The sequence below is a fragment of the Bacillus pacificus genome (genome assembly GCF_020861345.1).
In the GTDB taxonomy this organism is placed as follows: domain Bacteria; phylum Bacillota; class Bacilli; order Bacillales; family Bacillaceae_G; genus Bacillus_A; species Bacillus_A pacificus.
Map to the genome: position 1 here is coordinate 4,916,097 of NZ_CP086328.1, position 26,404 is coordinate 4,942,500.

Consider the following 26,404-nt stretch of genomic DNA (forward strand, 5'->3'; position numbering starts at 1 on the left):
TATCTGTTATTTTTGGGGAATTTAAAACCGTTGTTATTGGGTATTTTACAATCGTTGATTACACTACTGTACCTATAACCAAACATTTATTGTACTTTCATTCTTCTTTATAAAACTCTAAAAACCTTATAATTTTATACAGTATATAACTTTATATCTAATATCTCCTTAAATTCTATATATTCCTCCATCATGTCACTTAAATACTCAATACCTTTACACTTTAAGAAACCACTATTATATTCTAACTTTACTACTTGTTTTCTTTGATCCCAATCAGTTATTTTAATCAATTGACTATCCATTAAATTATAAAGATACACATTTCCTCCATCACTGAAAGTGCCAAAACCAATAATAAGTGCAAGATATGAGTTATCTATCCATATTGCTCCTTTCGGCATATATGCTCCATCTATATCACCTATTAATTGAATATTATCACCATTCCTTAAATCAAAGAGATACAATTTGGTGATACTTTCCCATTCGCAAGGTGATAAATATATGGCTTTTAATCCCCCTGGTGAAATAGTTGGTTTTGAGGAAATGCTATCATTTAGTAACTTTTTTTCACAATACTCTGTAATTAATTCTATACGGTTATCTGAACGCCTATATTTTAATTGATACATACCTTCCTCCCGCTCTCCCTCAAAACTAAATCTAACATCTTAATTTTACAAAATAAGTTTTGGAAATCTGCCACTATCTTTTTATTTTATTCATCTATATTTAATCAATAACCACCTCCTTTATATTAGATAACTTTTGTATTTTTATGGTAATTCACGATATATTTGTAAGTATTATCTACAAATCCATTGTATCATGATACAATACCGTAGACTATAGTCTACAAAGAAAGGATGTTATTATGTATTTTAGTAAATTACCTATAGGATTCTTCGATTTAAATACAGATACAGAAACACTTCACTCCCTTTTATATGAACATTTTAATAAAACAATAAAAAAAGGTACCGAAATACAATTTCAAGATTATGAAAACCAAAGTTATTTTTTTGTACCTTCACCTGTCTTCACAGAAGAACTGATGGGTAATATAAGTGGCATTGATTTAATTATCTATGCGTATTTATGCAAAGATGCATACCTCAATAAAACAGGAAAAGTTAAAGTAGATATCCCTACTATCTCAAAAGAAACGGCTATTAAGAAAACTGTAATTCGAAACTCTATTAATAGCTTGAATCGAGTGGATTTAATTGTTAAAGACTCTAAAGATACATACTATGTTATAGAAGAATTATTTTATTACTTCACAGATAATGAATTTAAAGAATTTGTTGAAGTAGTTAACAACTCAATACCTTACTAAAAAACGGCTATAATTTAGTAATAGGAGTCACCATATCAAAAAAAGAAAAGTGTACATTTAGACTATATTTCTTATTAGATGTATTTTTTACAAAGAAAAGGCACCCTTTCGGGTGCCTTCCACTATGAGTCATGTTATTTTTAATAATATAGGTTCGAATTTATTGAGTTAATATTTTTATACATTTTGATAGTAGTTACAATAAAATGTATTTAGTTTTAAAACAGCTTGTAATACTTCTTCCGGATCATTTTTTTCAAGCATCTGTGTAATTGATAAATAATACAACTTGTCATTTAATTGGTTTGATTCTATGGTCATTCTTAATCCTTTAAAATTAGAGATAAAATCTAATTTTCTTAATATAAATTTCCATATCGGTTCTTCTCCTGTTACTATCGAAACCCTGCCTACCATTCCTGTATGCAACTCATATAATTCCTGCTTATCAATTGTTGCCTCCAATTCATAAACATAAGCTTTAGAATCTTTATCAAAAATAGGATGTGCCGATATATACGTTACTTTTCCCATTTGTTTATCCGTTTTATTTAACTTAAACGAATACTGTACCTTATCCCCTTTTTTAATCCCTCTTATCTCTTCAGCAGATAACAAAATTTTTACTTTTTTTTCATCTTCTTCTGGAATAATTGAAACGACCTCTTGACCTGGATCAATTAAATCACCAGGTTGCAAAATAGAAGGGAATTGTACAACTCCATCTTGTTGTGCCTTTATAATCATCGTTTCATTTTGATTATGTAATCCAGAAAAGTCTTGTTTTTTCATAAATATCTCTTGCTCTAAAGATTGAATACGCTGATTCACAGAAACAATAGTACTTTCTTTATATTGATTCAAGGCATGTTCCTTTTGTTTTTGTTTCCCTTCCTTCGTTGTATCAACTTTCTTCCTTTCACTATCTAACGTTTCTTTTCTTTGACCTATTCTTTTTTCTATATTATTTTGTTGAGACTCTAAAGATTGAATTCTATCATCCAATACTTGTTTTTGTTCATCTAATATATTTTCTTTATCTTTCTGTTTATTTATAGATTTAATTTCTCTTTGTATATTTTCCTTTTCTGCAATCAACCCTTGTAAAATCTCGTCTTGTTCATTTGATAGTTTACTATTAACTATCAAATTTATCTCATTTTCTTTTTCATTTTGCAAAGATTGATACCCTTGCTCATATGCTTTATATTCTTCCCTTATTTTTTTATCCACTTTATCAGAAAAAGATGATTTATGGGATTGAATACTCTTTTTTAACTGTTCTAACATCTCTTTTTGTCCTTCTAAATGCTTAACAATTTGATCCATTTGATTTTGTTTATCCATTAATTCTTGGTTTTTTAATTGAAGTAAAGTATCTCCCTTTTTCACCACATTTCCTGATTGAACAGAAATAGTATCTACAACACCTGGAATTTGAGTTCGAGATACACTTACATCTGACTTACCTTGTATCATTGCTGTTCCTTTACTCACAATATCTAGTTTTCCAACATATGCCCAAATTATAAATCCTATTAAACTAAAAAAAAGAAAACATAGTAATCCAGCGATAAAACGAGGAGGTTTTCGTTCCAATAACTCTACACTATCTGTTAACTGATCAAAAGAATAAATCTTACTCATATTGACCACCCCTCATTTTATTAAATTGTGACTCTATATGATCTACGTGAACTGTTTGATTCTTCCAAAGACGATAATATTCTCCTTGATGGAATAATAATTCTTCATGAGAACCTCGCTCTATAATATTTCCTTTTTCCATTACAAAAATTTGACTTGCATGTTGAATTGTACTTAATCGATGAGCAATCATAATAACAGTTACTCCTTGTAAACCTAATCCTTTTAACATATCCGTAATATTTTTTTCAGTTGTAGAATCCAAATTGCTTGTTGCTTCATCTAAAATTAAAATATCTGGTTTTTTCAATAACGCTCTCGCAATTGCTAAACGTTGTCTTTGTCCACCTGATAAATTCGAAGCATTTTCTTCTAAATGAGTTTCATAACGTAACGGTAATTCACCAACAAACTCATGTACACAAACCTGTTTACATACTTGTATAACTTCTTCTAACGTAACTGATCGTTCTAATCCAAAACATAAATTCTCATAAATAGACGCACTAAAGAAAAATGATTCCTGAGAAACATATGCAATCTGATTTCGTAATGCAGTACGATTTATTTCTTTAATATGATAATCATCATAATATATATCACCTTGTTGTGATTCGTAATAATGCATTAGCAATTTTGAAATTGTCGTTTTTCCAGAACCACTTTCTCCTACAAATGCAACTTGACTACCAGACTCAATAGAAAAACTTATATTATTTAAAACATTCTTACGTGTTCCATAACGAAATGTAACATTAGAACATTCAATCCTCCCAGATAACTGTTTAGGAGAGACTTTATTATCTTCTTTTTCACTTTTTTCAGCATCTAAATCAAAGATTTCATTTAATCGTTCTCCAGCAACTAATGCAGATTGCATCATAGGTTGAATTCCAATTAAATTTTCAATTGGATTTAAAAAATAAGCTAAAAGTGCATTATATGTAATTAATTCACCTATCGTCATATTACCTTTTAATACCTGTATAGCTCCAACCCAAAGAATAACCGTCCCTCCAATTAACTCAAGTCCCATTTTAATAGATCCTTGTAAATTAGATAACATTCCTCTTTTAAATACATTCTTTAATAAATTAACAAAATGACTTTCAGTTTGAAAAAACACTTCTTTTTCAGCGTTATAAGACTTTACTGTTGCAATTCCATTTAAAGATTCTACTAAATAAGAATTTAATCTAGCATTACTTTCCATCTCTTCTCTATTAATTAATTGATACGGTTTATGAAAAACAAAAATAATCCCAATATAAAAAGGTATTAATAATAGAGTCACACCAAATAAAATAGGACTATGTATATATAATAAAATTGCTCCTAATGTAACCATTAATGTATCAATCATTAATGTAACTGTAATTGTTGATAACGCATCCCTTATTTTACTTGCATCCATAAATCGAGAAATAATTTCTCCCACTTTTCTTGTCTCAAAAAAATTCATAGGTAACCCTACAACATGACGATAATATCCAAGCATTAATTGAATATCTATTCTTCTACTCAAATATAAAATCAAATGAGTTCTAAAATAGGAAAGAAGAACTTTAAAAATGTACAATATAATAATCCCAATAGATACAATATGAAGTGTCTGCAACAACTGATTCGTAACAATATCATCAATTAAAAACTTAAAATAAAATGCTCCTAACAATCCAAATAAATTAAAAAAAATAGAAGCAAAAAATAAAGGTACTAATATTTTTTTTTGCTGCTTTAATAACAATAAAAAACGAGAAAATGTTCCTTGAGATTCTTTCCCTTTTTGAAACTTTTGTCCAGGAGACATTAATACAAGAATACCTGTCCACATTTGACAGAATTCCTCTAATAAATAGGTTATCAAGCCTTTTTCTGGATCCGCAATATAAATTTTATTATCCTTAATTTTATGAATAACTACATAATGTAACAAACCACCATTCACTACTACATGAGCAATAGCAGGTAATGGTATTTCTTTCAAATTTTCAATTTTGGTTGCCTTTACAGCTTTAACTTCAAATCCTAATTTTTCTCCCGCTTCCAGTAATCCCCTTATATTTGTTCCTGATAAATCTGTGCCAGCTATATTCCTAATCTTTGAAATAGACATTGTAAACCCATAATAGGAAGAAATCATTGCAAGACATGCAGGACCACAATCCTTTAAATCTTGTTATAAAAGGAGAATCATATTATGAACTTAGAGACACTTACAGAAAAAGAACTTTTAGAAATTTCAGCTGGTGGAGCTGGTAAATGTGTAGCAGGCATCGCTTCTGGCGCAGTTAGTGGATTCCTAACAGGAGCTGGATACACTTGGGAACTCGGTCCTGCTGTAATTTATGGCAGCGGAGTAGGCGCTTTAGCTGGCGGCATTGCTGGCGGCATTGGCGGTTGCTAATAAATTTTATATCTAATAATGATTAGAATGAAAAAAGCGATTAAATTGGGTTTTTAATTTAATCGCTTTTAATTTATAGAAAGAAAGGTTTAATTCTATAGACCGTATTTCATTTATATTCTAATTTCAACTAATATAACTTTTTTAAATTAAATAATGAAATTACATACATGCTAGAACCAAAGAATAAGCCTGCACAAACCCATATAATAATATCAGAGAAAGAAACTGATATTTTTCCTGAGCTTAAATAAGGAAAAACATAACACATTAATATAAACATTTCAAAAGTCCAAAGTAAACCCGCTCTAATACTAGATTTTTTAATCTGTTTTTTCTTTTTAAAAAATTCTTCTTTTGTAGAGCACTCTATATCATTCAATTTTTTCTTTTTTAATTTCCACATTAGATAGTTAGCGTAAAGCATATTGACCACAAAGGTAATTATAGTTCCTATGGATAAGGTGTGATTAATAGTATCCACTACTAGCATAATAAACATAGCCAATATATTTGCATACCATAACATTAACCCTGCAATAGCAAACTCTTTGTTTATTTCTTGTATTTGATATTCATCTCTTTCGCTTACCTTGTTTATAAATCTCAAGTACATTTTTTCTAAGATATTTTTCATTATTACAACTCCTCCCAAAATAAATCATTTAAAGTAACTCCAAGGGTTTGACAAATCTTAATACAAAGATTTAAAGATGGATTATATGCGCCTTGTTCAATTAAACCTATTGTTTGCCTGCTAACATTTGTCAATTTTGCTAATTCTCCTTGTGTCATACCTTTTTCAAGTCGAATCCGCTTAACTTTGGTAAGCATCTAAAAACCCTCCAATACTATAGTTTACTTTTGTTATTTATATATTACATTTGTTTTTTATATACGTCAAGTGTCATATATATTTATGAGATTCCAGTATGAATTTCGACATGAAATAAGCCGAATCACGAATACATAAATCTCCTGGTCGTAAAGTATTTAAGCACTTCGTGCCAAATATTTTGTCGTTATTTTTTTCTGGTCCAACTTGAAAGTTAAGAAATTTTCTACTGTGCAGATCATATCCTAATTGAATTTTGATTTCGGCTGTTTTAGCACAGCCTCCAGAGCCTGGATATACATCTTCTAAGGCATTCGGCACCTGAAATACAGTAGCATCTAAGATACGTATTCGTTGAAAATAAGAGAAGAGATGGTTAGAAGTTTGTGTTTGTTCACATACTTTTTGTTGTAACAGTAAAGAGAAAATATGTTGTGAAAACAAAACTGCTTTAGCATTTAAACGTTTATTTAAGCCCTCAGGGCTGAGTAAAGTGCAAGTGGCTGCATGAAGCTTACTACATAATCATACTAAGGGATCACCTGCTACTCGTTACTGATCCAAATACAAATCGGGGCTAAGTCTGAGCAAGAAAACTTACGTTTTCGCTTTATAAATCCTATTTCTCTTGCAAGTTCTTCTAAAAATACAGGTGTCACATATCGTTGTAATTCCTTTGCAAATGGTTGTAGTTCATCTTGAATCAAGGGGTTCATCAAAAAACGTCATTCTTTCTAATCTAGCTTGTTTAGAAAGAATGACGTTTTTGAGTAATTAGGGGGTATTAAAATCTCTTAAATTGATGGGCATGTATGGTGAGGCCTAATAACTACATTATGGCCGTTTTCTTTATACTTCTTCCTAAACATCGGCTGTATATTACAAGTAAATGCAGACTATAGTCTGTAGTTAAAAGAAGATTACTCTCTCAAAATTATCTTATAAATATAAGGAGAGTGATTTCTTGAAAATCGAAGAAGCCTTTGGAATTACCCTACAAAAATACCGGCATATCACTAATATAAGTCAAGAACAGCTCGCACTTAACTCTAGTTTAGATAGAACATATATTAGTCTTCTTGAACGTGGTAAAAGAAAACCCACAATCAATACTATATTTGCATTAGCTGAAACTCTTGATGTCAAACCCTCCCTGTTAATTCAAGAAGTAGAATTTTTAGTCTCAAAATCCAAAGAGTAATACCACCTTATTAAAATTAATATTAATATTAAATAACTATAGAAAATACAAACTTTAAGTAATTATTTTAGATTGAGTAACAAGCAAAAGAAATAGTATCATTATATTTCTTCTTTTGCTTGTTATAAAAACTATACAGTATAAAAAAGCATAATAAACTAATTTTTTATTCTGCTATTGTTCCCCATAGCAAAACTATTAATAGTATAAAGAATAGCTTCCTCACATCTTTTTAGAATGTTTTTAAACATTTTGTAATAGTTCACTTGGTCGAAATTCATCTTGATCTAATATTTCTATAGGTTCAATTAGAACCCGTTGTTTCCCTGTTCTCCCCATATATTCAATCTTTGTAGCCCCATAGGTATCAATAAGATAAGCTATTATTTGCTTATGTTCCTGTTCACTACATTCACCACTGCACCCTAATTGCGTACATAAAGGATATGCCCTTTTCCTCGTTCCCCCATGGTAAGTAAATAACTCCCTTTTTTCTTCTTCATCTTGATATGGAAAACACTCCCTTAAATAAGACACATCCTTCCAGCTACTGTATAGTTCATCATATACTACCTTATAAGCATCGTTTACTTCTCTCTTTATAGAACCTGTTATTCCTTCCTGTTCCATGAGATTCTTTAAAAATTCTCTTTGGTCTTTATTTACTCTGTTTTTTGTTGTCTTCACTTCATTTTCCCTATAGATTTCTTCTACCGTCTTATTAGCTACTTTAAAATCTAAATATTGACTAAGCTTTTCTTTCTCTTCAATATCTCTATATGGAAAATCCTTCATTGTTTGAGGAATAGGAAGTTTATCCATAGCTAAACTAATACAGACTTCTTTAAATACAAGCTCTGTAGTTCCATTTAGAATAATTTTAAAGTTAGCATCTTTACATACCTTTTCTAAGAATAACTTTTGATCTTTTTTTATCTTCTTAGGTTCATACATTTTCACTTTTATATGTTTTCTCTTCTGTGTTTTAGCTAGTAATTTACGGTTAGGACGGCTTAACAAATTTCCAATATCTAATGCTTCTTTGTTATATGGTCTATATTCAGCTTCTGCTCCTTTTTCTAACTTTTTAATATAAAAAGATTCTACCTCTTCCCATGATCTCGTCAGTACATACCCTTGTTCTTTTAATAACTCTCGCACATCCTTACCATACCCTTGAGATGTATAAATGCGCTCATCAAGTATTGTGACAATTCCATAATCCTCAATACTTCTAATTAAGCGCCCTACCGCTTGATCTAACTTATTTATCATCATTGGATAACTAACTTTTTTAAACCTATCTTCCTTTTTAATTCCCATACTCATTAACTCTATAATAGGATCATTAAAAGCTGGAAATGGTAACTTATTTATAATAACTGATGTTAAAGAAGTTCCTGCTATTGAAAACCCAGAGAAAAAACTACCGGATCCAACTAACACACTCTCTTCTAATTCTTTAAAACGTTTAGTTAAATTTTCAACTCCACTTTCTCCTTGTTTGTATAATGGAACGTTAGAAGTCGCTAATTCTACTTTGATTCCATTATAAAATTCATCCATATGGTCCTTAGAGGTATTTAAAAGAAGCGTACGTCCCCCTGTCAATCTCAGTAATTTACGAATCTCTTTTAATGCATTTTCTATAAACTCATCTTTATTAGGATTACCTAATTTCTTAGGTATGTAAATAAGTGCTTGATTCTTGTAATCGAATGGACTATTTAAAACTTTTGTTACCGCTTCTCCACTTTTAATATTCCATTGATTTTTAATATAAGAAAAATCTTTATTCACCGTAAGGGTACCCGACATAAATATAATTTTATTGGAATTCTTGATATAATCTAACATCTGTCGGAATACCTCTTTATAATTATTTTCTATGACATGAAATTCATTATCTTCTAAGCTTATCCAAGACGTATACTTCTCCTTCTGTAAAAATCTATGGAGAATACCAGACAATTCGTCCAATATTTCAGCCCTTCGGTACTTTGCCTGAAATAGATTTTCATTTAAGATTTTTTGTAGCGTCTTTAAAATAGAAAATACAAAGTCTGTTAACAAGTAGCGCCCCGCATCTGACTTCTTATTATATTCTTTGTTCCTTTTTACCCATGCTCTTAATCTATCTACGGCTTTTTTCCACTTATAATTGTCCCGTTCTATATATTTTTCAAGATTCCTCAAGTAAGACAGAGTAAACGTTTTTTCTAAACGACCAATAAATGTTTCCAAAAAATCGTGAGCTTCATCAATTATCACTAGCCCCATATCAGTTTTTAGTACTGGCTCATAAATACTATCCATATCCATTGCATTTAAAAACGAATTAATTAGTTGATCATGATTGGTTATAACTACATCATTTTCAATTGCTTTAAATCTTCTCCGATGTATAATCGTCGGACATACCATTGAAAATTGACAAGCCCTACAATTAGACTTATTAGATAACTCAACTCTTTTCCATTTTTTATCCTCTATATTAAAGCCATGTTCCTCTTCTAATTCGCTCCTTTGCCCCGTCTTACTTAATCGAAAAAACTTTTCCAAAACATGTTGATCTGCACGCGAAAATAATTCGTTTTCTATTTTTTGACTTGAATTCTTCATCCTAAAGTGACAATAATAATGTGATTTTCCCTTTGCAACAATTGGGTTATTTACTAACCCCAGTTTACGTAATAGTGGAATTTCACTCCTCATTAACTGTCCTTGCAAATTAATAGTAGCAGTAGCATACATAACATTCCTTTTATCGAATGTATTATATTTCCGATCTACTAAGACTGGAACTAATGCTCCTAATGACTTTCCTGTTCCTACTGGTGCCTCAATAATCATTACTCTCTTACTAGACTCCAAAAACTCTCCAATATCTAATGCCATTTGTAACTGAGATGCCCTAATAATACTAGTACCATAGTGTTTGAGTAGCTTTTCTTCAAATATGTCTAAAATTACATCTGCTTTAGAATTCATCTACTGCCCCCTCTACTTTTCTAACTTGCAATCTCTCTTTTATATAACTCTCTCTTGTTTAGAGTAGTTTTACTTTCACTATAACCCTTTAATATTTTATACAATATCTTCCTTACACAAAAACTTATTATATCACTGAACAAACAACACATCAATATATAGACTTTAAAAACAATTGTAAAACTACATATTGATCCCTTACCTTTTATCCCTATAAAAACCTAGATAAAATAAAAAGCACGATAAATTTATATCGTGCTTTTTATCATATACTTCATAATAATAAGGTAAATTCATATATTGTATATACTATGTTTCCCCTCCACTCTAAAGCTGAAATTAACACACCCAATAGCATTCCAGTCCCCAATAGTGACTAGAAGCGCCAAAATTTAATCTTCTTTTTTACTGCTTTCCCATTTAAATTCAAGTGCATTAAGTACCGGAAATTCTTGATACATGCTTTTCTTTATGTTTTCTTTTCCCATTTCCACTATTGATTTAACTTTTTCGCTTAAAAAAATTATTACAATACCGGTCTCTTTTAACATTTGTATCTCAATAGTATTTTCAGCGATTAATTCACCAACTATAGCAGACCACTTGTCTTGAATATCATTAATATTAGGTAACTCATTGTAGATATCAAACTTTTTTAAATCAAAAGATTTAAGTATACGCTTACTCTCACTATTATTACCTTGTTGAATTTCTAAAAAGAACTCCTTTGTTGTCTGTTTTATTTCTTCTTTCAAGCGCTCATAATCCATTGAAGGGCTATAGCGAAGGCGAATTAAAGGTAGACCACTTGTTTGGAAAATTATATTTTTCTTTATGGCATTGCTTTTTTGAGGCTCGTGGTCTTGATAAGTACTGTCACGTTCATATGTCATAATAGGAAAATAATTTGTTGTATCAACAATTGCAAAGTCTACATGCGCCTTAAAGAAGTAGTCTAATATATCATTATCAAGGTAATCACGGATTTTTTCAGCATCAATTATAGTTTTTAAATCCATATTCGGAAATACTAAGTGCATCGGAAACAATTCCTTTAAAACCCTATATAAATTGATCTCTGCTTCATGATAGAAAATAGGACGATAAAAACAATTATTATCCCATTTAATAATTTGTCGCTCCAACTTAGGATTTATATAGCTCTCTACATTTTCTTTAATTGCCTGATCAATGTACCATCCTCTTCCAGCATCAAAATAAATCAGTTCTAATGATTGCAAGTGCCTTATAAGTTTTTCAAAATAACGTCCTTTAAAATTAGTAGCATTCATAAGTAATTCATTAGATACATATTCCTGACCTTGAAAACGATAAATTGTAAAAATGATTTTTTTATGTTGACTATCCGTCTTTTTAAAATAGCGCTCAACTATTTTTTGTGGATGAGATTTTTGCTCATCAATCATTTTTTTTGTAGTATTTATATTTTGTATTATTATTTGATCATTGGGTAATATCTTATTCGCTTTGTTAAATAAATCTAAAGCTTTCATGTAATTTTTATCTATATCTCGGTAAATGACTCCCAAGTTATTAAAAACTCCTGATCCTTCTTTTCCCTTTTTAATCATAGCCTCATATATTTCCTTAGCCTGTTCTTTTTCACCACTTTCAGATAAACAATATGCTAATTCAAAAGAAAGTCCATTCTTAACTTGTTCTTTTAATTTTTCATTTTCACATTTATTGTATAATAAAGCAAACTGACGATACATTTTCTCTTCATAAAACTTCATAAAAGAATATGATGTTATATTTGACAAAATATATTCTTCCGCGAATTTTTTCTTATATTTTGTATGCTTTGATTCATCTAACAAATCAAAAAAACATGTAATATCTTGTTGCGAACAAATAAAATTTTGACCATAATCATCTATCTCACATATTTTTTTAGTTAGAGTCCCTAAAACATCCCTATATTTCATTACAAAATCTACTTTCCATTTTTTAAAAAAAGTTTTAAACTTCGGTAGAACACCTTCAATTGGTTCACGAAATTCAAAATAAATGTATCCCTTAAAAACTGGTTTTATAAAGTACAAAAAACGAATTACTAAATCATTTGATATTAGTTCTTCTACTCCACTATAAAATTCATCCCACTCTTCAAGGAAATTTTGAGTACTACTTTTCCAGCCATTAATGGAATCAAAGAAATAAAATTTCTTATTAAGTAATAAATGAGAAAAATTCATTACTACATGTTCAAACTTTTGTTTCCCAACTTTACTATACAAATGTTGGTAATTCATAAAAAATAACCTTGCAATGTAATAAGTATCAACTCTATAGTAATTAATATTTTGAAGTTCTATCCGGTTATCTATGCATAGTTCAAATAAATGTATAGTTATCTCCTTATCTTCTTCTAAAAATTCTTCATTTTCCTTCTTAGTAATTAAATATAAGAAGACAAAGTAATAATAATTTACTAATTCTTGTTCTCTTGCCTCCTCATCTATTTTTAATAAAGCTTTTGAACAATTCCCTACCCCTGCAACTTTTAATAATTCTAAAGCTCCTTTAAAGTCACCTAAAGTATGATATAAATACATAATTCTTGATATAACCATCAAAAAATACGTTGCTTCAACGTTTGCTTTACTTAACTTCCCACACTTACCACATACATACTTTAATAATAAACTTAAATTATCTTTCTCATAAAATAATTTTTCTACCGCAAAACGGTGCTTAATTTCTTCCTCAGAAATACCTTCTTCATGAATTTCCTTTGGATACAATAAAGGCATTAGTTTATCATATGTATCTGGCTCAAATTTTTCATTTACGGAGTATTCCCAATGAATATCTTCAATAGATAATTCATCATTATCTTTTTCTAATACCTGAGTCGATGCTGCAATCTTCATATCTCTTTTTTTAAAATTCCGTTTTTTCTTCATTTCATATCACCTTATCTTTTTTATTTACTATTTTATCATTGTATGTTACAACTACTGTTTTTTTATAAACCGTTCTTTTTATTCCATAAACAATCACAATCCCCCTTAGTAAGTTACTCTTTTAATTAGTTTCTTTTTTCACTAAACTATTTGGTTAGAATTATAAAAAGACTACTGTATTTAACATATGTTTTATCAAATTTAACAATAAATCTACACATATTATGTATAATGAACGAAGTTCATTATCTTCATTACCAATTAACCATTCTTAACACAAAAAGCATGACATTTTTATGTCATGCTTTTTCTCCTATAATCTAACAAGTCACTTCATTTCTAAATGTACAACTTTCTTGTAATATGAATAACTTTGTTGTAAATGTTACAACTTTCTTGTCACTTCACAACTATATTTACTAACCTACTAATCTCCTACTCAACCGTAACAGACTTAGCTAAGTTACGTGGCTTATCAACGTCACACTCGCGGTGAAGTGCTGCGTAGTATGAGATAAGTTGTAATGGAATAACTGCTACTAGCGGTGCTAGCGCTTCGTGTACAGCTGGTAATACGAAGCTGTCACCTTCCATTTCTAAGCCTTTCATTGAGATGATACATGGGTTAGCTCCTCGTGCTACTACTTCTTTCACGTTACCACGAATTCCAAGGTTTACGTGCTCTTGTGTAGCAAGTGCGATAACTGGTGTACCATTTTCGATTAAAGCGATTGTACCGTGTTTTAATTCTCCTCCAGCAAATCCTTCTGCTTGGATGTAAGAGATTTCTTTTAGCTTTAACGCACCTTCTAATCCTACGTAGAAGTCTACGCTACGTCCGATGAAGAAGCAGTTACGCGTTGTTGCTAAAAATTGTTTTGCTAATGCGTCCATTTCTTCTTTTTGATCACAAAGTTGTACCATTGCATTTGCTACAAGTCCTAGTTCGTGTGTTAAGTCAAAACCAAGAACTTCACCTTTTGCTTTAGCAATATCTGCAGCTAAAATTGAAAGTACTGCAAGCTGTGCTGTGTAAGCTTTCGTTGATGCAACTGCGATTTCTGGTCCCGCGTATAACGGAAGTGTATAATCCGCTTCACGAGAAAGTGTAGAACCAGGTACGTTTGTAATCGTTAATGCTTTATGACCCATTTCATTTGTTTGTACAAGTACTGCACGGCTATCAGCTGTTTCACCACTTTGTGAAATGTAAATGAAGAATGGTCTTTCTGTTAATAATGGCATGTTATAAGAGAATTCACTTGCTACATGCACTTCAACTGGCATTTTTGCAAACTTCTCGATAAATTGTTTTCCAACAAGACCTGCATGATAACTTGTTCCACATGCAATGATATAAATACGATCGCTATCTAAAATCGCATTGCGGATGTCTTGATCTAATTCAATCTCGCCATTTTCATCTTGATACTTTTGAATTATATTACGGATAACAAGTGGTTGCTCATCGATTTCTTTAAGCATGAAATGAGGGTATGTTCCTTTTTCAATATCACTTGCGTCTAATTCCGCTGTAAACGGTGCACGTTCAATCGTTTCACCTTGTAAGTTTTTAATTGTAATACTTTCTTTCGTTACAATTACAATTTCTTTATCCATTAATTCAATAAATTGATCTGTAACTTGTAACATCGCCATAGCGTCGCTCGCCACAACATTAAAGTTGTCACCAACACCTACTAATAGCGGGCTTTTGTTTTTAGCAACATAAATCATGTTTGGATTTTCAGCATCAAGTAATCCGATTGCATAAGAGCCATGTAAAAGAGATAGCGTATTACGGAACGCTTCTTCTACACTTAGTCCTGTGCTCACTTGTTGTTCCATAAGCTGTACGATAACCTCTGTATCCGTTTCACTTACGAACGTTACATCTTGTAAATATTCCTTCTTCACTAACTCATAGTTTTCAATTACACCGTTATGAACTAGTGTAAAACGCTTTGATGTACTTTGATGCGGATGCGCGTTTACTTTGCTCGGAACACCATGTGTAGCCCAGCGTGTGTGACCGATTCCCACGCTTGTTGCTACGTTCTCATCTACGATTTCGCGAAGTTTTGCAATACGGCCTTTTTCTTTGTATACAACAACACCGTTCTCTGCTTGTACTGCAATACCTGCTGAATCATATCCACGATATTCTAGCTTTTCTAAACCTTTTAATAAAATTTCCTTTGCATCTTGCTCTCCAATAAATCCTACGATTCCACACATGTTTAGTCGCCGTTACAAATGCTTACACTGCTCTGCGAACATGTAACGACATAGTCCGATACCATTTTTATTTATACTAAAAAACGGATTACATATTGCTAGCCCTGTAAGCTTGTAACGGCTTTCACCTTCCTCTCGATTGGGTTTAAGTCCGTATATACTTATACAGCTAGTTTGTATCCGTTCCTTTTCTCTCATCACACTTTCACCTTTGTCCACTAAGTCACCTTAATGATTTAAGTAAAAGCTTGCGGTTGTGATGAACAACCGGGAGCCATCCGCCGAAATCTCGATAAACCCCACCTCGTCAACTACACTACTTGTAGTTCTGGCGCTTCTATAATTTACAATATTTCCTTTGAGAAAAAGAACAAGACCATCTTATAACAAACATGGATAAACCGTCAATGAAAATTTTTTCACCATCTATAAAACATATGAAAAAGGAGCACTTATTGTGCTCCTTTTCAATAAATTTATTAAATTATTCAGCGCCAACTTCCGCTTTCACAACTTCTACAATGCGATGTACATATGCATTACAAACTTCTTGTGTTGGTGCTTCTGCCATTACACGAATAAGTGGTTCTGTTCCAGATGGACGAACAAGAATGCGGCCATCACCGTTCATTTCTTCCTCTACAACACGAATAATTTCTTTAATTTTTTCGTTTTCTAGTGCTAGTTTTTTATCTGTTACACGAACGTTTACTAGTAATTGCGGGAATTTTGTCATTTCTCCTGCAAGCTCAGATAATGGTTTTTTCGTCATTTTCATAATGTTTACAAGTTGAAGTGCACTTAACATTCCATCACCAGTTGTAATGTAATCAAGTAAGATAATATGTCCTGATTGTTCTCCACCTAAGTTGTAACCTCCGCGCTTCATTTCTTCCATTACGTAGCGATCACCAACTGCTGTTTTATCACTTGTAATACCGTTAGCTTCAAGTGCTTTGTAGAAACCTAAGTTACTCATAACTGTTGAAACAACTGTATTGTGCTTTAGTTGACCAGTTTCTTTCATGTACTTTGCACAAATAAACATAATTTGATCGCCATCAACGATGTTTCCTTTTTCATCTACAGCGATTAAACGGTCACCATCACCATCGAAAGCAAGACCAATATCAGCACCTTTTTCTTTTACTAATTCAGCTAATACTTCTGGATGCGTAGAACCTACTCCATCGTTAATGTTCATACCATTTGGTGAAGTTCCCATTGTTGAAATATCAGCTTCTAAATCAGCAAATAAGTACGGAGCTAAAGAAGATGTAGCACCATGCGCACAATCTAAAGCGATATGCAAACCTGAGAAATCTTCCTCTACAGTTTGTTTAATGTATTGTAAATACTTTTGTCCACCTTCAAAATAATCACTCACTTGCCCAAGGTTCGTACCTGTTGGACGTGGTAATTCATCCACTTCTTTGTCTAATAAAGCTTCGATTTCTGCTTCTTGCTCATCTGTTAATTTAAAACCGTCTGAACCGAAGAATTTAATTCCGTTATCTTGTACTGGATTATGAGATGCAGAAATCATAACACCAGCTTGTGCATCTAACGCTTTCGTTAAATAAGCAACACCTGGTGTAGAAATAACACCAAGACGCATTACTTCTGCTCCAGTTGATAATAGACCTGCTACTAAAGCTCCTTCTAACATATGTCCTGATATACGTGTATCACGGCCGATAATTACTTTTGGACGGTCTGTATCTTTTGTTAATACATAACCACCAAAACGTCCAATTTTGAACGCTAATTCAGGTGTTAACTCCTGATTCGCAACCCCGCGTACTCCATCTGTACCAAAATATTTACCCATTATGATTCGCTCCTTTTTCTGGCTCTTTTTGATTATCTACTGTTGGCTCTTGGCTAGTTTCTTTATCTTTATTTTGTTCCGGTTCCTTCTCCTTTTCCTTTTCTGGATCAGGCTTAGGTTCAGGTTCAGGATTTTTTGGTTTTTCAGTTTGATTATCTTTATTATTATTTGAATTTGGTTGCTCACCGTTACCCTGTACTTCTTTATCAGGATTTTCTTTCTTCACAATTGTGACTTTAGCACTTTTTTGTTTTGGCTCTATTGAAATATTACCAGGGCCACTCACTTGAATAGCAACATCCTTCGTCCCAGGAGACACATTTTGTAGATTAATCACTGCTGTTATTTGAGCAGCTGTTATTTTATCTACTATACTTGTTTCTCCTGAAATATCAACGCTTATCTTCCCATCTTGCGGCGAAAGTAACTGGGCCGTAACGTCTTTAGAAAGTCCATTTTTTTGAATTGATATACCATCAATCGTTCTTGTTTTCGTTTGTTTTGTTTTTTGTACGCCTACTGAAACCTTTACTTGATTTGGCTTCGCACTTGTTACACCCTTTGGTAATAAAACAGAGGTATCGAATGTTGTAGACTCTGTCAATTGACTAAGATCTACTTCGACCCCCTCTATCGATTGTATATTATCCAATATATCTTTTGGACCTGCTATCGTTACTTCTCTCGGCTCAACGCTAACATTTGTAACGGCCAATCCTTCCGGTAAACTCCCCTTTTTCGCATATGTTATAGGAACAGTTTTTTCAGTATTATTGGCCGTAGCTTGCGTCGCCACATTCAACGTTACACTAATTTTAGATGGACTTGTTCTTACATTTAAACGTTTGCCTTCTTTATTGTATAATGTCACTTCGGGTGTTTTTGTAACAGTTTTATTAACACCTTTTAAATCAACATACGCCTTAGCAGATGAAATACTTTCAATTTCTTCTTTCGTCCCAACTACCTCAACCGTATCAGGTTTAATGTTTGATTTTTCGAGCGTAGCACCAGCTGACATCTGATCCTCATTTGATAATTTCAAGTCTACATGAACATATTTTCTCGCTTTTTCATGAAGAGTAATTTTAATTGTTGATGGCTGAACTGTTCCTTTCACATCATCTGGAAGTCCATTCGTTTTCAAAGAAACTTCATACGTTCCTTTTTCGCTACCTCTCAAATCAACTGGTATATCAAATTGTTTTTTCGCTTTTGCCGTAGCAACTGCTGCCTTTGGACCCTCTAACTTCACCTTAACGCCCTCTGCCGGAATACCACTTACAATATATTTCTCTTCATCATACTTAACGTTAATAGCATAATTAGTTAATGTTTCTTTCGCATCATTTGCAAAAGGTAGTATCCCCGATGTCGTATTTTTTTCAGTTAAAGTCGCTGACATAAAAAGCATACACGCCAATAGTAATGAGATCCCCTTTAAAAACCAATGATTCTCCATTAACTTATCCATGACGCTTTCTCCTCCAATTCCATAAAGACGAAGAAGTCGTTTTTTCGTTCGCACTAAATTCAGCTAACAACATATCTTTCAGTTGTTCTGTCTTCAAATCACGATGCAACTTACCATTTTTCGTTAAAGAAATTTGGCCTGTTTCTTCCGACACAACTACTGTAATGCTATCAGTAACTTCACTAACTCCCATTGCAGCGCGATGCCTAGTTCCTAACTCCTTAGAGATAAATGGACTTTCTGATAACGGAAGATAGCAAGCTGCTGCTTTAATGGTACTTCCTTGCATAATTACTGCTCCATCGTGAAGAGGTGTGTTTGGAATGAAAATATTAATGAGTAATTCCGATGATACGTTTGCATTTAGCGGAATACCCGTTTCTACATAATCACCCATACCGGTCTCTTTTGACAAGGTAATTAATGCACCAATTCTACGTTTTCCCATATATTCCGTTGCTTTCGCTATCGCTGTTGCAACCATTTCAGGCTCATCATCCTCATGAGTTCCAGTACGCGAAAATAAACTCCCGCGTCCTAGCTGCTCAAGCGCTCTTCGCAATTCTGGCTGGAAAATAATAATAACGGCTAAAAATCCCCACGTTAATACTTGTTCAGTTAGCCAATATAGCGTTCGCAATCCAAGGAAAATACTGATCATCCGAACGACAATAATAACTGTAATCCCTTTTAAAAGTTGAACAGCTTTCGTCCCTCGGATTATGAGAATTAGCTTATATATAATAAACCATACAACGGCAATATCTAATGCCGTACTAAGATATTTCAAAATGGTCGTATCTTCAAAAGGCATGCTAACCCTTCCTCCTACTTACGAGCAATTCTATCCATATATTGAAATATTGTTTTATGCTCTATCTGTATGTATTTCCAACAACTAGTTAATTATACCATACATGAAACAAACGACAATTACAAACAACCCCCTTTAGTCTAAATTGGTAAGATGTCAAACATTCTTATCGTACAGTATAATATAAATCATTATTATACGCCTATTTTCAAATAAAAAAAGCAACTTCTCAGTTGCTTTTCTTACATTTATTTTAGTTTTTCACCGAATAAAGAACCCATTAAAGCAACCGCTGTTGTTGCCGTTCTATTTCGCTCATCTAAAATCGTATTTACCTCAACAAACTCGGCAGATGTAACAATATCAGCTTCCGCTAACATCTCCATTGCTAAATGACTTTCACGATAAGATAAGCCACCAATTACAGGTGTTCCAACTCCTGGTGCATCATGAGGATCAAGACCATCTAAATCTAATGATAAATGCACACCATCAGTATGAGATAAATACGCGATTGTTTCTTCCATAACAGCCGTCATACCCATACGATCAATCTCGTGCATTGAAAATACTTTAATACCTTCATTTCGAATAAAGTCTTTTTCTCCTTCATCTAATGCACGTGCACCGATAATTACAACATTCTCTTTTTTCACCTTTGGATATGCCCCGTATAAATCTACAAGCGCCGGATGTCCATACCCTAAACTTGCTGCAAGTGACATACCGTGAATATTTCCAGATGGTGAAGTTTCTTCTGTATTTAAATCGCCATGTGCATCATACCAAATAACACCTAGGTTTTTATAATGTTTCGCAACACCAGCTAATGTACCAATAGCGATACTATGATCGCCACCTAATACAAGTGGAAAACGCCCTTCTTCTATAATATGATCCACCTTACTTGCTAATTCGTTACATACAGTTGCAACTTGTGTAAGGTTTCTTAAGCTTGTATTTACATCTACTTCTTTTTCTCTCTCTATACATATATCTCCCATATCTTTAACGTCATATCCAATTTCTTCAATTCTTTCAATTACACCTGCATAACGGATTGCGCTCGGCCCCATATCAACTCCACGACGCATCTGGCCTAAATCCATTGGAACTCCAATAACTGAAATTTCTTTTTTCATAGATAGTATCCCCCTTTTGTGCCTTCACTAAATATTTTAAATCTTTTATATAGTCTGACTCAACTCGACATTTTTCTGTATGGATATACAAATTATTCACTTATATCCGCTTCAAAATCCAAATGTTAAGACTATTCTATGTATAAAGTTAACTTAATGAAACAACTACTATCATTATTATTAGATAATAATAAAAAACACTCCCGCATTTAGAAGTGTTTTTCTGATGCTATTTTCCACACTGCTGCAATATTCTTTGCTGTCATTTCAATATTCTCTTCTGCTACTTTATATGCCTCCTCTAATGTCATCGGACTTGTTGTAATACTAAATACTGCATCAATTCCTTTTTCATGAACAGCCGAGTAATTCGGAGATACTGATCCCCCAATCGCAATGACAGGAATATGAAAAAGCTTTGCACGCTCCGCAACACCTACTGGGGCCTTTCCATATGCTGTTTGTTCATCTATTCTCCCTTCGCCAGTTATAATTAAATCTGCACCTTCTATATGCTTATCAAAATTTGTATAATCTAATACAATTTCAATTCCCCTCCGCAAGCTTCCTTTCAGCACTGCAATAACAGCTGCTCCCATACCTCCTGCAGCTCCTGCACCAGGTATTTTAGATACGTCGCAAAATAGGTATTGTTTAAGGATATGCGCATAATGCTTTAAATTCTCATCCAGCTCTTTCATCATCTCTTCATCCGCACCCTTTTGTCGCCCAAATACGAAAGATGCTCCTCTTATTCCAACTAACGGATTATCTACATCACATGCTGCTTCTATCTTTATATGCTTTAAGCGTGAATCCATTTGTGAAAAATCAATAGAGACAATCGAATGTAACGTTCCACCAGACGGCTCTATTACTTCTCCTTTTCCATTTATAAACCTGACTCCTAAAGCTGACAACATACCCGCTCCTCCATCATTTGTAGCACTTCCTCCCAGTCCTAAAATGATATGCTCAGCTCCTTCGTCTAGCGCATGTAGTATAAGTTCTCCTGTTCCTTTCGTCGTCGTAATAAGTGGGTTTCGCTTTTTAGCTGGAACGTGTTGTAAGCCTGATGCTGCTGCCATTTCAATAAACGCTGTCTTTTTATCTTTAGACATACCGTAAAAGGCTTGTACGCTCTCTCTAAGCGGTCCTGTCACATGAAATGATATAATCCTCCCGCTTGTAGCATCAACAAGGGAATCAACCGTTCCTTCCCCTCCGTCTCCAATTGGTATTTTTACATACTCTGCTTTAGGAAAAATTGCTCCAAAACCTCTTTCAATAGCTTCACATACTTCTATAGCTTTTAAGCTTTCTTTATATGAATCAGATGCAATAACAACTTTCATAATTATCCCCATCCTTTATTTTCACGTTTTCTCCATTTTAAATGACAAGTATGAAAGTTGTCTTTTTAAACACAAAAAAAGCTTACATCATATGATGTAAGCTTTCTCTATTAGATGGAGCCTAGCGGGATCGAACCGCTGACCTCCTGCGTGCAAGGCAGGCGCTCTCCCAGCTGAGCTAAGGCCCCTTAGTAATTAAGCGGAAGACGGGATTCGAACCCGCGACCCCAACCTTGGCAAGGTTGTATTCTACCACTGAACTACTTCCGCGAAAATGGTGAGCCATGAAGGACTCGAACCTTCGACCCTCTGATTAAAAGTCAGATGCTCTACCAACTGAGCTAATGGCTCGTAAATGGCTGGGCTAGCTGGATTCGAACCAGCGCATGACGGAGTCAAAGTCCGTTGCCTTACCGCTTGGCTATAGCCCATTAATATTTACTAGTATGGTTATCTTTTCAAAAAAATAAACCCTCTCAGGTTATTTTAAAGAAAATGGTGGAGGGGGGCAGATTCGAACTGCCGAACCCGAAGGAGCGGATTTACAGTCCGCCGCGTTTAGCCACTTCGCTACCCCTCCGACATTTAAAATATATATGGTGGAGGATGACGGGATCGAACCGCCGACCCCCTGCTTGTAAGGCAGGTGCTCTCCCAGCTGAGCTAATCCTCCAAAAGTGGTGACCCGTACGGGATTCGAACCCGTGTTACCGCCGTGAAAGGGCGGTGTCTTAACCACTTGACCAACGGGCCAAAAAAGTTTTAAACCTATTCCCAAGCTTCCAACCGGGCTTGAACCGGTGACCTCTTCCTTACCATGGAAGTGCTCTACCAGCTGAGCTATGGAAGCATAATGGCTCCGCAGGTAGGACTCGAACCTACGACCGATCGGTTAACAGCCGATAGCTCTACCACTGAGCTACTGCGGAATAATATTAGCCTGGCAACGTCCTACTCTCACAGGGACAAGGTCCCAACTACCATCGGCGCTAGAGAGCTTAACTTCCGTGTTCGGTATGGGAACGGGTGTGACCTCTCTGCCATCATTACCAGACTTTTATCATTATAAACATTTCTTTCGAAATGTCAAGAGGAAAATTATATATTCCTTCAAAACTAGATAACATTGCTACATATTATATGGTTAAGTCCTCGATCTATTAGTATTCGTCAGCTCCACATGTCACCATGCTTCCACCTCGAACCTATCAACCTGATCATCTTTCAGGGATCTTACTAGCTTACGCTATGGGAAATCTCATCTTGAGGGGGGCTTCATGCTTAGATGCTTTCAGCACTTATCCCTTCCGCACATAGCTACCCAGCTATGCCCTTGGCAGAACAACTGGTACACCAGCGGTGCGTCCATCCCGGTCCTCTCGTACTAAGGACAGCTCCTCTCAAATTTCCTACGCCCACGACGGATAGGGACCGAACTGTCTCACGACGTTCTGAACCCAGCTCGCGTACCGCTTTAATGGGCGAACAGCCCAACCCTTGGGACCGACTACAGCCCCAGGATGCGATGAGCCGACATCGAGGTGCCAAACCTCCCCGTCGATGTGGACTCTTGGGGGAGATAAGCCTGTTATCCCCGGGGTAGCTTTTATCCGTTGAGCGATGGCCCTTCCATGCGGAACCACCGGATCACTAAGCCCGACTTTCGTCCCTGCTCGACTTGTAGGTCTCGCAGTCAAGCTCCCTTATGCCTTTGCACTCTACGAATGATTTCCAACCATTCTGAGGGAACCTTTGGGCGCCTCCGTTACACTTTAGGAGGCGACCGCCCCAGTCAAACTGCCCACCTGACACTGTCTCCCGGGTCGATAAGACCCGTAGGTTAGAATTTCAATACAGTCAGGGCGGTATCCCACCAGCGCCTCCACCGAAGCTAGCGCTCCGGTTTCAAAGGCTCCCGCCTATCCTGTACAAACTGTACCAAAATTCAATATCAGGCTACAGTAAAGCTCCACGGGGTCTTTCCGTCCTGTCGCGGGTAACCTGCATCTTCACAGGTACTATAATTTCACCGAGTCTCTGGTTGAGACAGTGCCCAAATCGTTACACCTTTCGTGCGGGTCGGAACTTACCCGACAAGGAATTTCGCTACCTTAGGACCGTTATAGTTACGGCCGCCGTTTACTGGGGCTTCAGTTCAGAGCTTCGCTTACGCTAACCCCTCTCCTTAACCTTCCAGCACCGGGCAGGTGTCACCCCCTATACTTCGCCTTACGGCTTCGCAGAGAGCTGTGTTTTTGCTAAACAGTCGCTTGGGCCTATTCACTGCGGCTTTCCGTTAAGAAAGCACCCCTTCTCCCGAAGTTACGGGGTCATTTTGCCGAGTTCCTTAACCAGAGTTCTCTCGCACACCTTAGGATTCTCTCCTCGCCTACCTGTGTCGGTTTGCGGTACAGGCACCTTTTATCTCGCTAGAAGCTTTTCTTGGCAGCGGGGAATCAAAGACTTCGCTCCATAAGGAGCTTCCCCATCACAGCTCAGCCTTCACGATAAGCGGATTTGCCTACTTATCAGCCTAACTGCTTGGACGTGCACAACCAATCGCACGCTTCTTCTATCCTTCTGCGTCCCTCCATTGCTCAAACGATAAAGAGGTGGTACAGGAATATCAACCTGTTGTCCATCGCCTACGCCTGTCGGCCTCGGCTTAGGTCCTGACTAACCCTGAGCGGACGAGCCTTCCTCAGGAAACCTTAGGCATTCGGTGGACGGGATTCTCACCCGTCTTTCGCTACTCATACCGGCATTCTCACTTCTAAGCACTCCACCAGTCCTTCCGGTCTGACTTCACTGTCCTTAGAACGCTCCCCTACCACTGATACCATTCGGTATCAATCCGCAGCTTCGGTGGTGTATTTAGCCCCGGTACATTTTCGGCGCAGAGTCACTCGACTAGTGAGCTATTACGCACTCTTTAAATGGTGGCTGCTTCTAAGCCAACATCCTAGTTGTCTAAGCAACTCCACATCCTTTTCCACTTAATACACACTTTGGGACCTTAGCTGGCGGTCTGGGCTGTTTCCCTTTTGACTACGGATCTTATCACTCGCAGTCTGACTCCTAAGGATAAGTCATTGGCATTCGGAGTTTGACTGAATTCGGTAATCCGATGAGGACCCCTAGTCCAATCAGTGCTCTACCTCCAAGACTCTTACACTTAAGGCTAGCCCTAAAGCTATTTCGGGGAGAACCAGCTATCTCCAGGTTCGATTGGAATTTCTCCGCTACCCACACCTCATCCCCGCACTTTTCAACGTGCGTGGGTTCGGGCCTCCATTCAGTGTTACCTGAACTTCACCCTGGACATGGGTAGATCACCTGGTTTCGGGTCTACGACCACGTACTAAACGCCCTATTCAGACTCGCTTTCGCTGCGGCTCCGCCTCTTCAGCTTAACCTCGCACGGGATCGTAACTCGCCGGTTCATTCTACAAAAGGCACGCCATCACCCGTTAACGGGCTCTGACTATTTGTAGGCACACGGTTTCAGGATCTCTTTCACTCCCCTTCCGGGGTGCTTTTCACCTTTCCCTCACGGTACTGGTTCACTATCGATCACTAGGGAGTATTTAGCCTTGGGAGATGGTCCTCCCAGATTCCGACGGAATTTCACGTGTTCCGCCGTACTCAGGATACATTCAAGAGAGAACGAAGTTTCGACTACGGGGTTGTTACCCTCTACGACGGACCTTTCCAGGTCGCTTCGTCTACCTCGTTCCTTTGTAACTCCGTATAGAATGTCCTACAACCCCAAGAGGCAAGCCTCTTGGTTTGGGCTATGTTCCGTTTCGCTCGCCGCTACTCAGGAAATCGCATTTGCTTTCTCTTCCTCCAGGTACTTAGATGTTTCAGTTACCTGGGTCTGTCTTCCTTACCCTATGTATTCAGATAAGGATACCATACCATTACGTATGGTGGGTTTCCCCATTCGGAAATCTTCGGATCAAAGCTTACTTACAGCTCCCCGAAGCATATCGGCGTTAGTCCCGTCCTTCATCGACTCCTAGTGTCAAGGCATCCACCGTGCGCCCTTTCTAACTTAACCAAACTAAAAATTAAAAAATATGAGCTACACTGTTATCTAGTTTTCAAAGAACATACATTTATATATGAGAGATAGTTCTCTCAAAACTGAACAAAACGAAACACGGAAACTTATATTGATGAACAGCGTTCATC

The 26,404-nt window shown here is 35.4% G+C and carries 17 protein-coding genes, 9 tRNA genes, 2 rRNA genes and 1 pseudogene; 3 read left to right on the forward strand and 26 right to left on the reverse strand.

Annotated features, from left to right (window positions below; genetic code table 11):
* Window positions 1-134 precede the first annotated feature (134 nt).
* Window positions 135-635 (reverse strand): DUF4652 domain-containing protein, encoded by a 501-nt coding sequence (locus LMD38_RS25250; protein WP_228920027.1) that lies wholly within the window; start codon window positions 633-635, stop codon window positions 135-137.
* Between the two features lie 242 nt (window positions 636-877).
* Here LMD38_RS25250 and LMD38_RS25255 point away from each other — a divergent pair, with 242 nt between their 5' ends.
* Complete coding sequence (locus tag LMD38_RS25255) at window positions 878-1,342, forward strand: hypothetical protein (RefSeq protein WP_061663578.1); 465 nt, start codon at window positions 878-880, stop codon at window positions 1,340-1,342.
* A 177-nt stretch (window positions 1,343-1,519) separates the two neighbouring features.
* On the opposite strand, the gene LMD38_RS25260 is transcribed toward LMD38_RS25255, so the two are convergent.
* Complete coding sequence (locus LMD38_RS25260) at window positions 1,520-2,989, reverse strand: putative HlyD family type I secretion protein (RefSeq protein WP_228920029.1); 1,470 nt, start codon at window positions 2,987-2,989, stop codon at window positions 1,520-1,522.
* Entirely contained in the window at window positions 2,982-5,132 is a 2,151-nt protein-coding gene (locus tag LMD38_RS25265; RefSeq protein WP_228920031.1) for a peptidase domain-containing ABC transporter, read from the reverse strand. Before LMD38_RS25265 ends, LMD38_RS25260 begins: the two co-directional genes overlap by 8 nt.
* 57 nt (window positions 5,133-5,189) lie before the next feature.
* On the opposite strand from LMD38_RS25265, the gene LMD38_RS25270 reads away from it, so the two are divergent.
* Entirely contained in the window at window positions 5,190-5,396 is a 207-nt protein-coding gene (locus LMD38_RS25270) for a Blp family class II bacteriocin (RefSeq protein ID WP_228920033.1), read from the forward strand.
* A 130-nt stretch (window positions 5,397-5,526) separates the two neighbouring features.
* On the opposite strand, the gene LMD38_RS25275 is transcribed toward LMD38_RS25270, so the two are convergent.
* The 3 genes and pseudogenes from LMD38_RS25275 to LMD38_RS25285 form a co-directional block, all read right to left on the reverse strand.
* Complete coding sequence (locus tag LMD38_RS25275) at window positions 5,527-6,033, reverse strand: DUF3278 domain-containing protein (protein ID WP_228920034.1); 507 nt, start codon at window positions 6,031-6,033, stop codon at window positions 5,527-5,529.
* A 2-nt stretch (window positions 6,034-6,035) separates the two neighbouring features.
* Window positions 6,036-6,230, reverse strand: a complete 195-nt coding sequence (locus LMD38_RS25280) for a helix-turn-helix transcriptional regulator (RefSeq protein WP_000956454.1) — start codon at window positions 6,228-6,230, stop codon at window positions 6,036-6,038.
* 112 nt (window positions 6,231-6,342) lie between these two features.
* Window positions 6,343-6,947, reverse strand: a pseudogene (locus tag LMD38_RS25285) (IS4 family transposase); the annotation flags it as partial.
* A gap of 248 nt (window positions 6,948-7,195) precedes the next feature.
* Between LMD38_RS25285 and LMD38_RS25290 the strand changes: the two are divergent.
* Window positions 7,196-7,432: a helix-turn-helix domain-containing protein gene (locus LMD38_RS25290; RefSeq protein ID WP_000687419.1), complete on the forward strand. Its 237-nt coding sequence runs from the start codon at window positions 7,196-7,198 to the stop codon at window positions 7,430-7,432.
* A gap of 243 nt (window positions 7,433-7,675) precedes the next feature.
* On the opposite strand, the gene LMD38_RS25295 is transcribed toward LMD38_RS25290, so the two are convergent.
* The 20 genes from LMD38_RS25295 to LMD38_RS25390 all read right to left on the reverse strand — a co-directional run bounded on the left by LMD38_RS25295 (window position 7,676) and on the right by LMD38_RS25390 (window position 26,270).
* Complete coding sequence (locus tag LMD38_RS25295; protein WP_228920036.1) at window positions 7,676-10,423, reverse strand: ATP-dependent DNA helicase; 2,748 nt, start codon at window positions 10,421-10,423, stop codon at window positions 7,676-7,678.
* Window positions 10,424-10,815: 392 nt separating this feature from the next.
* Window positions 10,816-13,353: a DUF2726 domain-containing protein gene (locus LMD38_RS25300; protein WP_228920038.1), complete on the reverse strand. Its 2,538-nt coding sequence runs from the start codon at window positions 13,351-13,353 to the stop codon at window positions 10,816-10,818.
* Between the two features lie 435 nt (window positions 13,354-13,788).
* On the reverse strand, window positions 13,789-15,591 hold the full coding sequence (gene glmS, locus LMD38_RS25305; RefSeq protein WP_000334168.1) for a glutamine--fructose-6-phosphate transaminase (isomerizing): 1,803 nt from the start codon (window positions 15,589-15,591) through the stop codon (window positions 13,789-13,791).
* A 12-nt stretch (window positions 15,592-15,603) separates the two neighbouring features.
* Window positions 15,604-15,789 carry a hypothetical protein gene (locus tag LMD38_RS25310; protein ID WP_001208183.1) on the reverse strand — a complete coding sequence of 62 codons (186 nt, stop codon included), beginning with the start codon at window positions 15,787-15,789 and terminating at the stop codon, window positions 15,604-15,606.
* A 286-nt stretch (window positions 15,790-16,075) separates the two neighbouring features.
* Complete coding sequence (glmM, locus tag LMD38_RS25315; RefSeq protein ID WP_061183015.1) at window positions 16,076-17,422, reverse strand: phosphoglucosamine mutase; 1,347 nt, start codon at window positions 17,420-17,422, stop codon at window positions 16,076-16,078.
* Window positions 17,415-18,896 (reverse strand): CdaR family protein, encoded by a 1,482-nt coding sequence (locus tag LMD38_RS25320; RefSeq protein ID WP_073530345.1) that lies wholly within the window; start codon window positions 18,894-18,896, stop codon window positions 17,415-17,417. The genes glmM and LMD38_RS25320 overlap by 8 nt, the downstream gene beginning before the upstream one ends.
* Window positions 18,889-19,710 (reverse strand): diadenylate cyclase CdaA, encoded by an 822-nt coding sequence (cdaA, locus tag LMD38_RS25325; RefSeq protein ID WP_001115703.1) that lies wholly within the window; start codon window positions 19,708-19,710, stop codon window positions 18,889-18,891. The genes LMD38_RS25320 and cdaA overlap by 8 nt, the downstream gene beginning before the upstream one ends.
* A 248-nt stretch (window positions 19,711-19,958) precedes the next feature.
* Entirely contained in the window at window positions 19,959-20,852 is an 894-nt protein-coding gene (gene rocF, locus LMD38_RS25330) for an arginase (RefSeq protein WP_000711567.1), read from the reverse strand.
* Between the two features lie 209 nt (window positions 20,853-21,061).
* A complete protein-coding gene (locus LMD38_RS25335) occupies window positions 21,062-22,207 on the reverse strand; it encodes a glycerate kinase (protein ID WP_016716251.1) in 1,146 nt (381 codons plus the stop codon).
* A 115-nt stretch (window positions 22,208-22,322) separates the two neighbouring features.
* Window positions 22,323-22,395: transfer RNA gene (locus LMD38_RS25340), tRNA-Ala, on the reverse strand.
* Window positions 22,396-22,405: 10 nt separating this feature from the next.
* Window positions 22,406-22,477, reverse strand: a tRNA-Gly gene (locus LMD38_RS25345).
* A 5-nt stretch (window positions 22,478-22,482) separates the two neighbouring features.
* Window positions 22,483-22,558, reverse strand: a tRNA-Lys gene (locus LMD38_RS25350).
* Window positions 22,559-22,563: 5 nt separating this feature from the next.
* A tRNA-Gln gene (locus LMD38_RS25355) sits at window positions 22,564-22,638 on the reverse strand.
* Window positions 22,639-22,703: 65 nt separating this feature from the next.
* Window positions 22,704-22,787, reverse strand: a tRNA-Tyr gene (locus tag LMD38_RS25360).
* A gap of 17 nt (window positions 22,788-22,804) precedes the next feature.
* Window positions 22,805-22,880 (reverse strand) — tRNA-Val (locus LMD38_RS25365).
* A gap of 5 nt (window positions 22,881-22,885) precedes the next feature.
* A tRNA-Glu gene (locus tag LMD38_RS25370) sits at window positions 22,886-22,960 on the reverse strand.
* Between the two features lie 24 nt (window positions 22,961-22,984).
* A tRNA-Thr gene (locus tag LMD38_RS25375) sits at window positions 22,985-23,057 on the reverse strand.
* Window positions 23,058-23,061: 4 nt separating this feature from the next.
* Window positions 23,062-23,136 (reverse strand) — tRNA-Asn (locus LMD38_RS25380).
* Window positions 23,137-23,145: 9 nt separating this feature from the next.
* Window positions 23,146-23,261, reverse strand: a 5S ribosomal RNA gene (rrf, locus tag LMD38_RS25385).
* An 86-nt stretch (window positions 23,262-23,347) separates the two neighbouring features.
* Window positions 23,348-26,270 (reverse strand): 23S ribosomal RNA (locus LMD38_RS25390).
* Window positions 26,271-26,404 lie beyond the last annotated feature (134 nt).

Bases quoted from the DNA above. Each gene is read 5' to 3' on its own strand.
- LMD38_RS25270 (WP_228920033.1), top strand. From the start codon at position 5,190: ATGAACTTAGAGACACTTACAGAAAAAGAACTTTTAGAAATTTCAGCT.
- LMD38_RS25335 (WP_016716251.1), bottom strand. From the start codon at position 22,207: ATGAAAGTTGTTATTGCATCTGATTCATATAAAGAAAGCTTAAAAGCT.
- LMD38_RS25310 (WP_001208183.1), bottom strand. From the start codon at position 15,789: ATGAGAGAAAAGGAACGGATACAAACTAGCTGTATAAGTATATACGGA.
- LMD38_RS25280 (WP_000956454.1), bottom strand. From the start codon at position 6,230: ATGCTTACCAAAGTTAAGCGGATTCGACTTGAAAAAGGTATGACACAA.
- LMD38_RS25255 (WP_061663578.1), top strand. From the start codon at position 878: ATGTATTTTAGTAAATTACCTATAGGATTCTTCGATTTAAATACAGAT.
- cdaA (WP_001115703.1), bottom strand. From the start codon at position 19,710: ATGCCTTTTGAAGATACGACCATTTTGAAATATCTTAGTACGGCATTA.
- rocF (WP_000711567.1), bottom strand. From the start codon at position 20,852: ATGAAAAAAGAAATTTCAGTTATTGGAGTTCCAATGGATTTAGGCCAG.
- LMD38_RS25320 (WP_073530345.1), bottom strand. From the start codon at position 18,896: ATGGATAAGTTAATGGAGAATCATTGGTTTTTAAAGGGGATCTCATTA.
- LMD38_RS25250 (WP_228920027.1), bottom strand. From the start codon at position 635: ATGTATCAATTAAAATATAGGCGTTCAGATAACCGTATAGAATTAATT.
- LMD38_RS25295 (WP_228920036.1), bottom strand. From the start codon at position 10,423: ATGAATTCTAAAGCAGATGTAATTTTAGACATATTTGAAGAAAAGCTA.
- glmS (WP_000334168.1), bottom strand. From the start codon at position 15,591: ATGTGTGGAATCGTAGGATTTATTGGAGAGCAAGATGCAAAGGAAATT.
- glmM (WP_061183015.1), bottom strand. From the start codon at position 17,422: ATGGGTAAATATTTTGGTACAGATGGAGTACGCGGGGTTGCGAATCAG.
- LMD38_RS25300 (WP_228920038.1), bottom strand. From the start codon at position 13,353: ATGAAGAAAAAACGGAATTTTAAAAAAAGAGATATGAAGATTGCAGCA.
- LMD38_RS25265 (WP_228920031.1), bottom strand. From the start codon at position 5,132: ATGATTTCTTCCTATTATGGGTTTACAATGTCTATTTCAAAGATTAGG.
- LMD38_RS25260 (WP_228920029.1), bottom strand. From the start codon at position 2,989: ATGAGTAAGATTTATTCTTTTGATCAGTTAACAGATAGTGTAGAGTTA.
- LMD38_RS25275 (WP_228920034.1), bottom strand. From the start codon at position 6,033: ATGAAAAATATCTTAGAAAAAATGTACTTGAGATTTATAAACAAGGTA.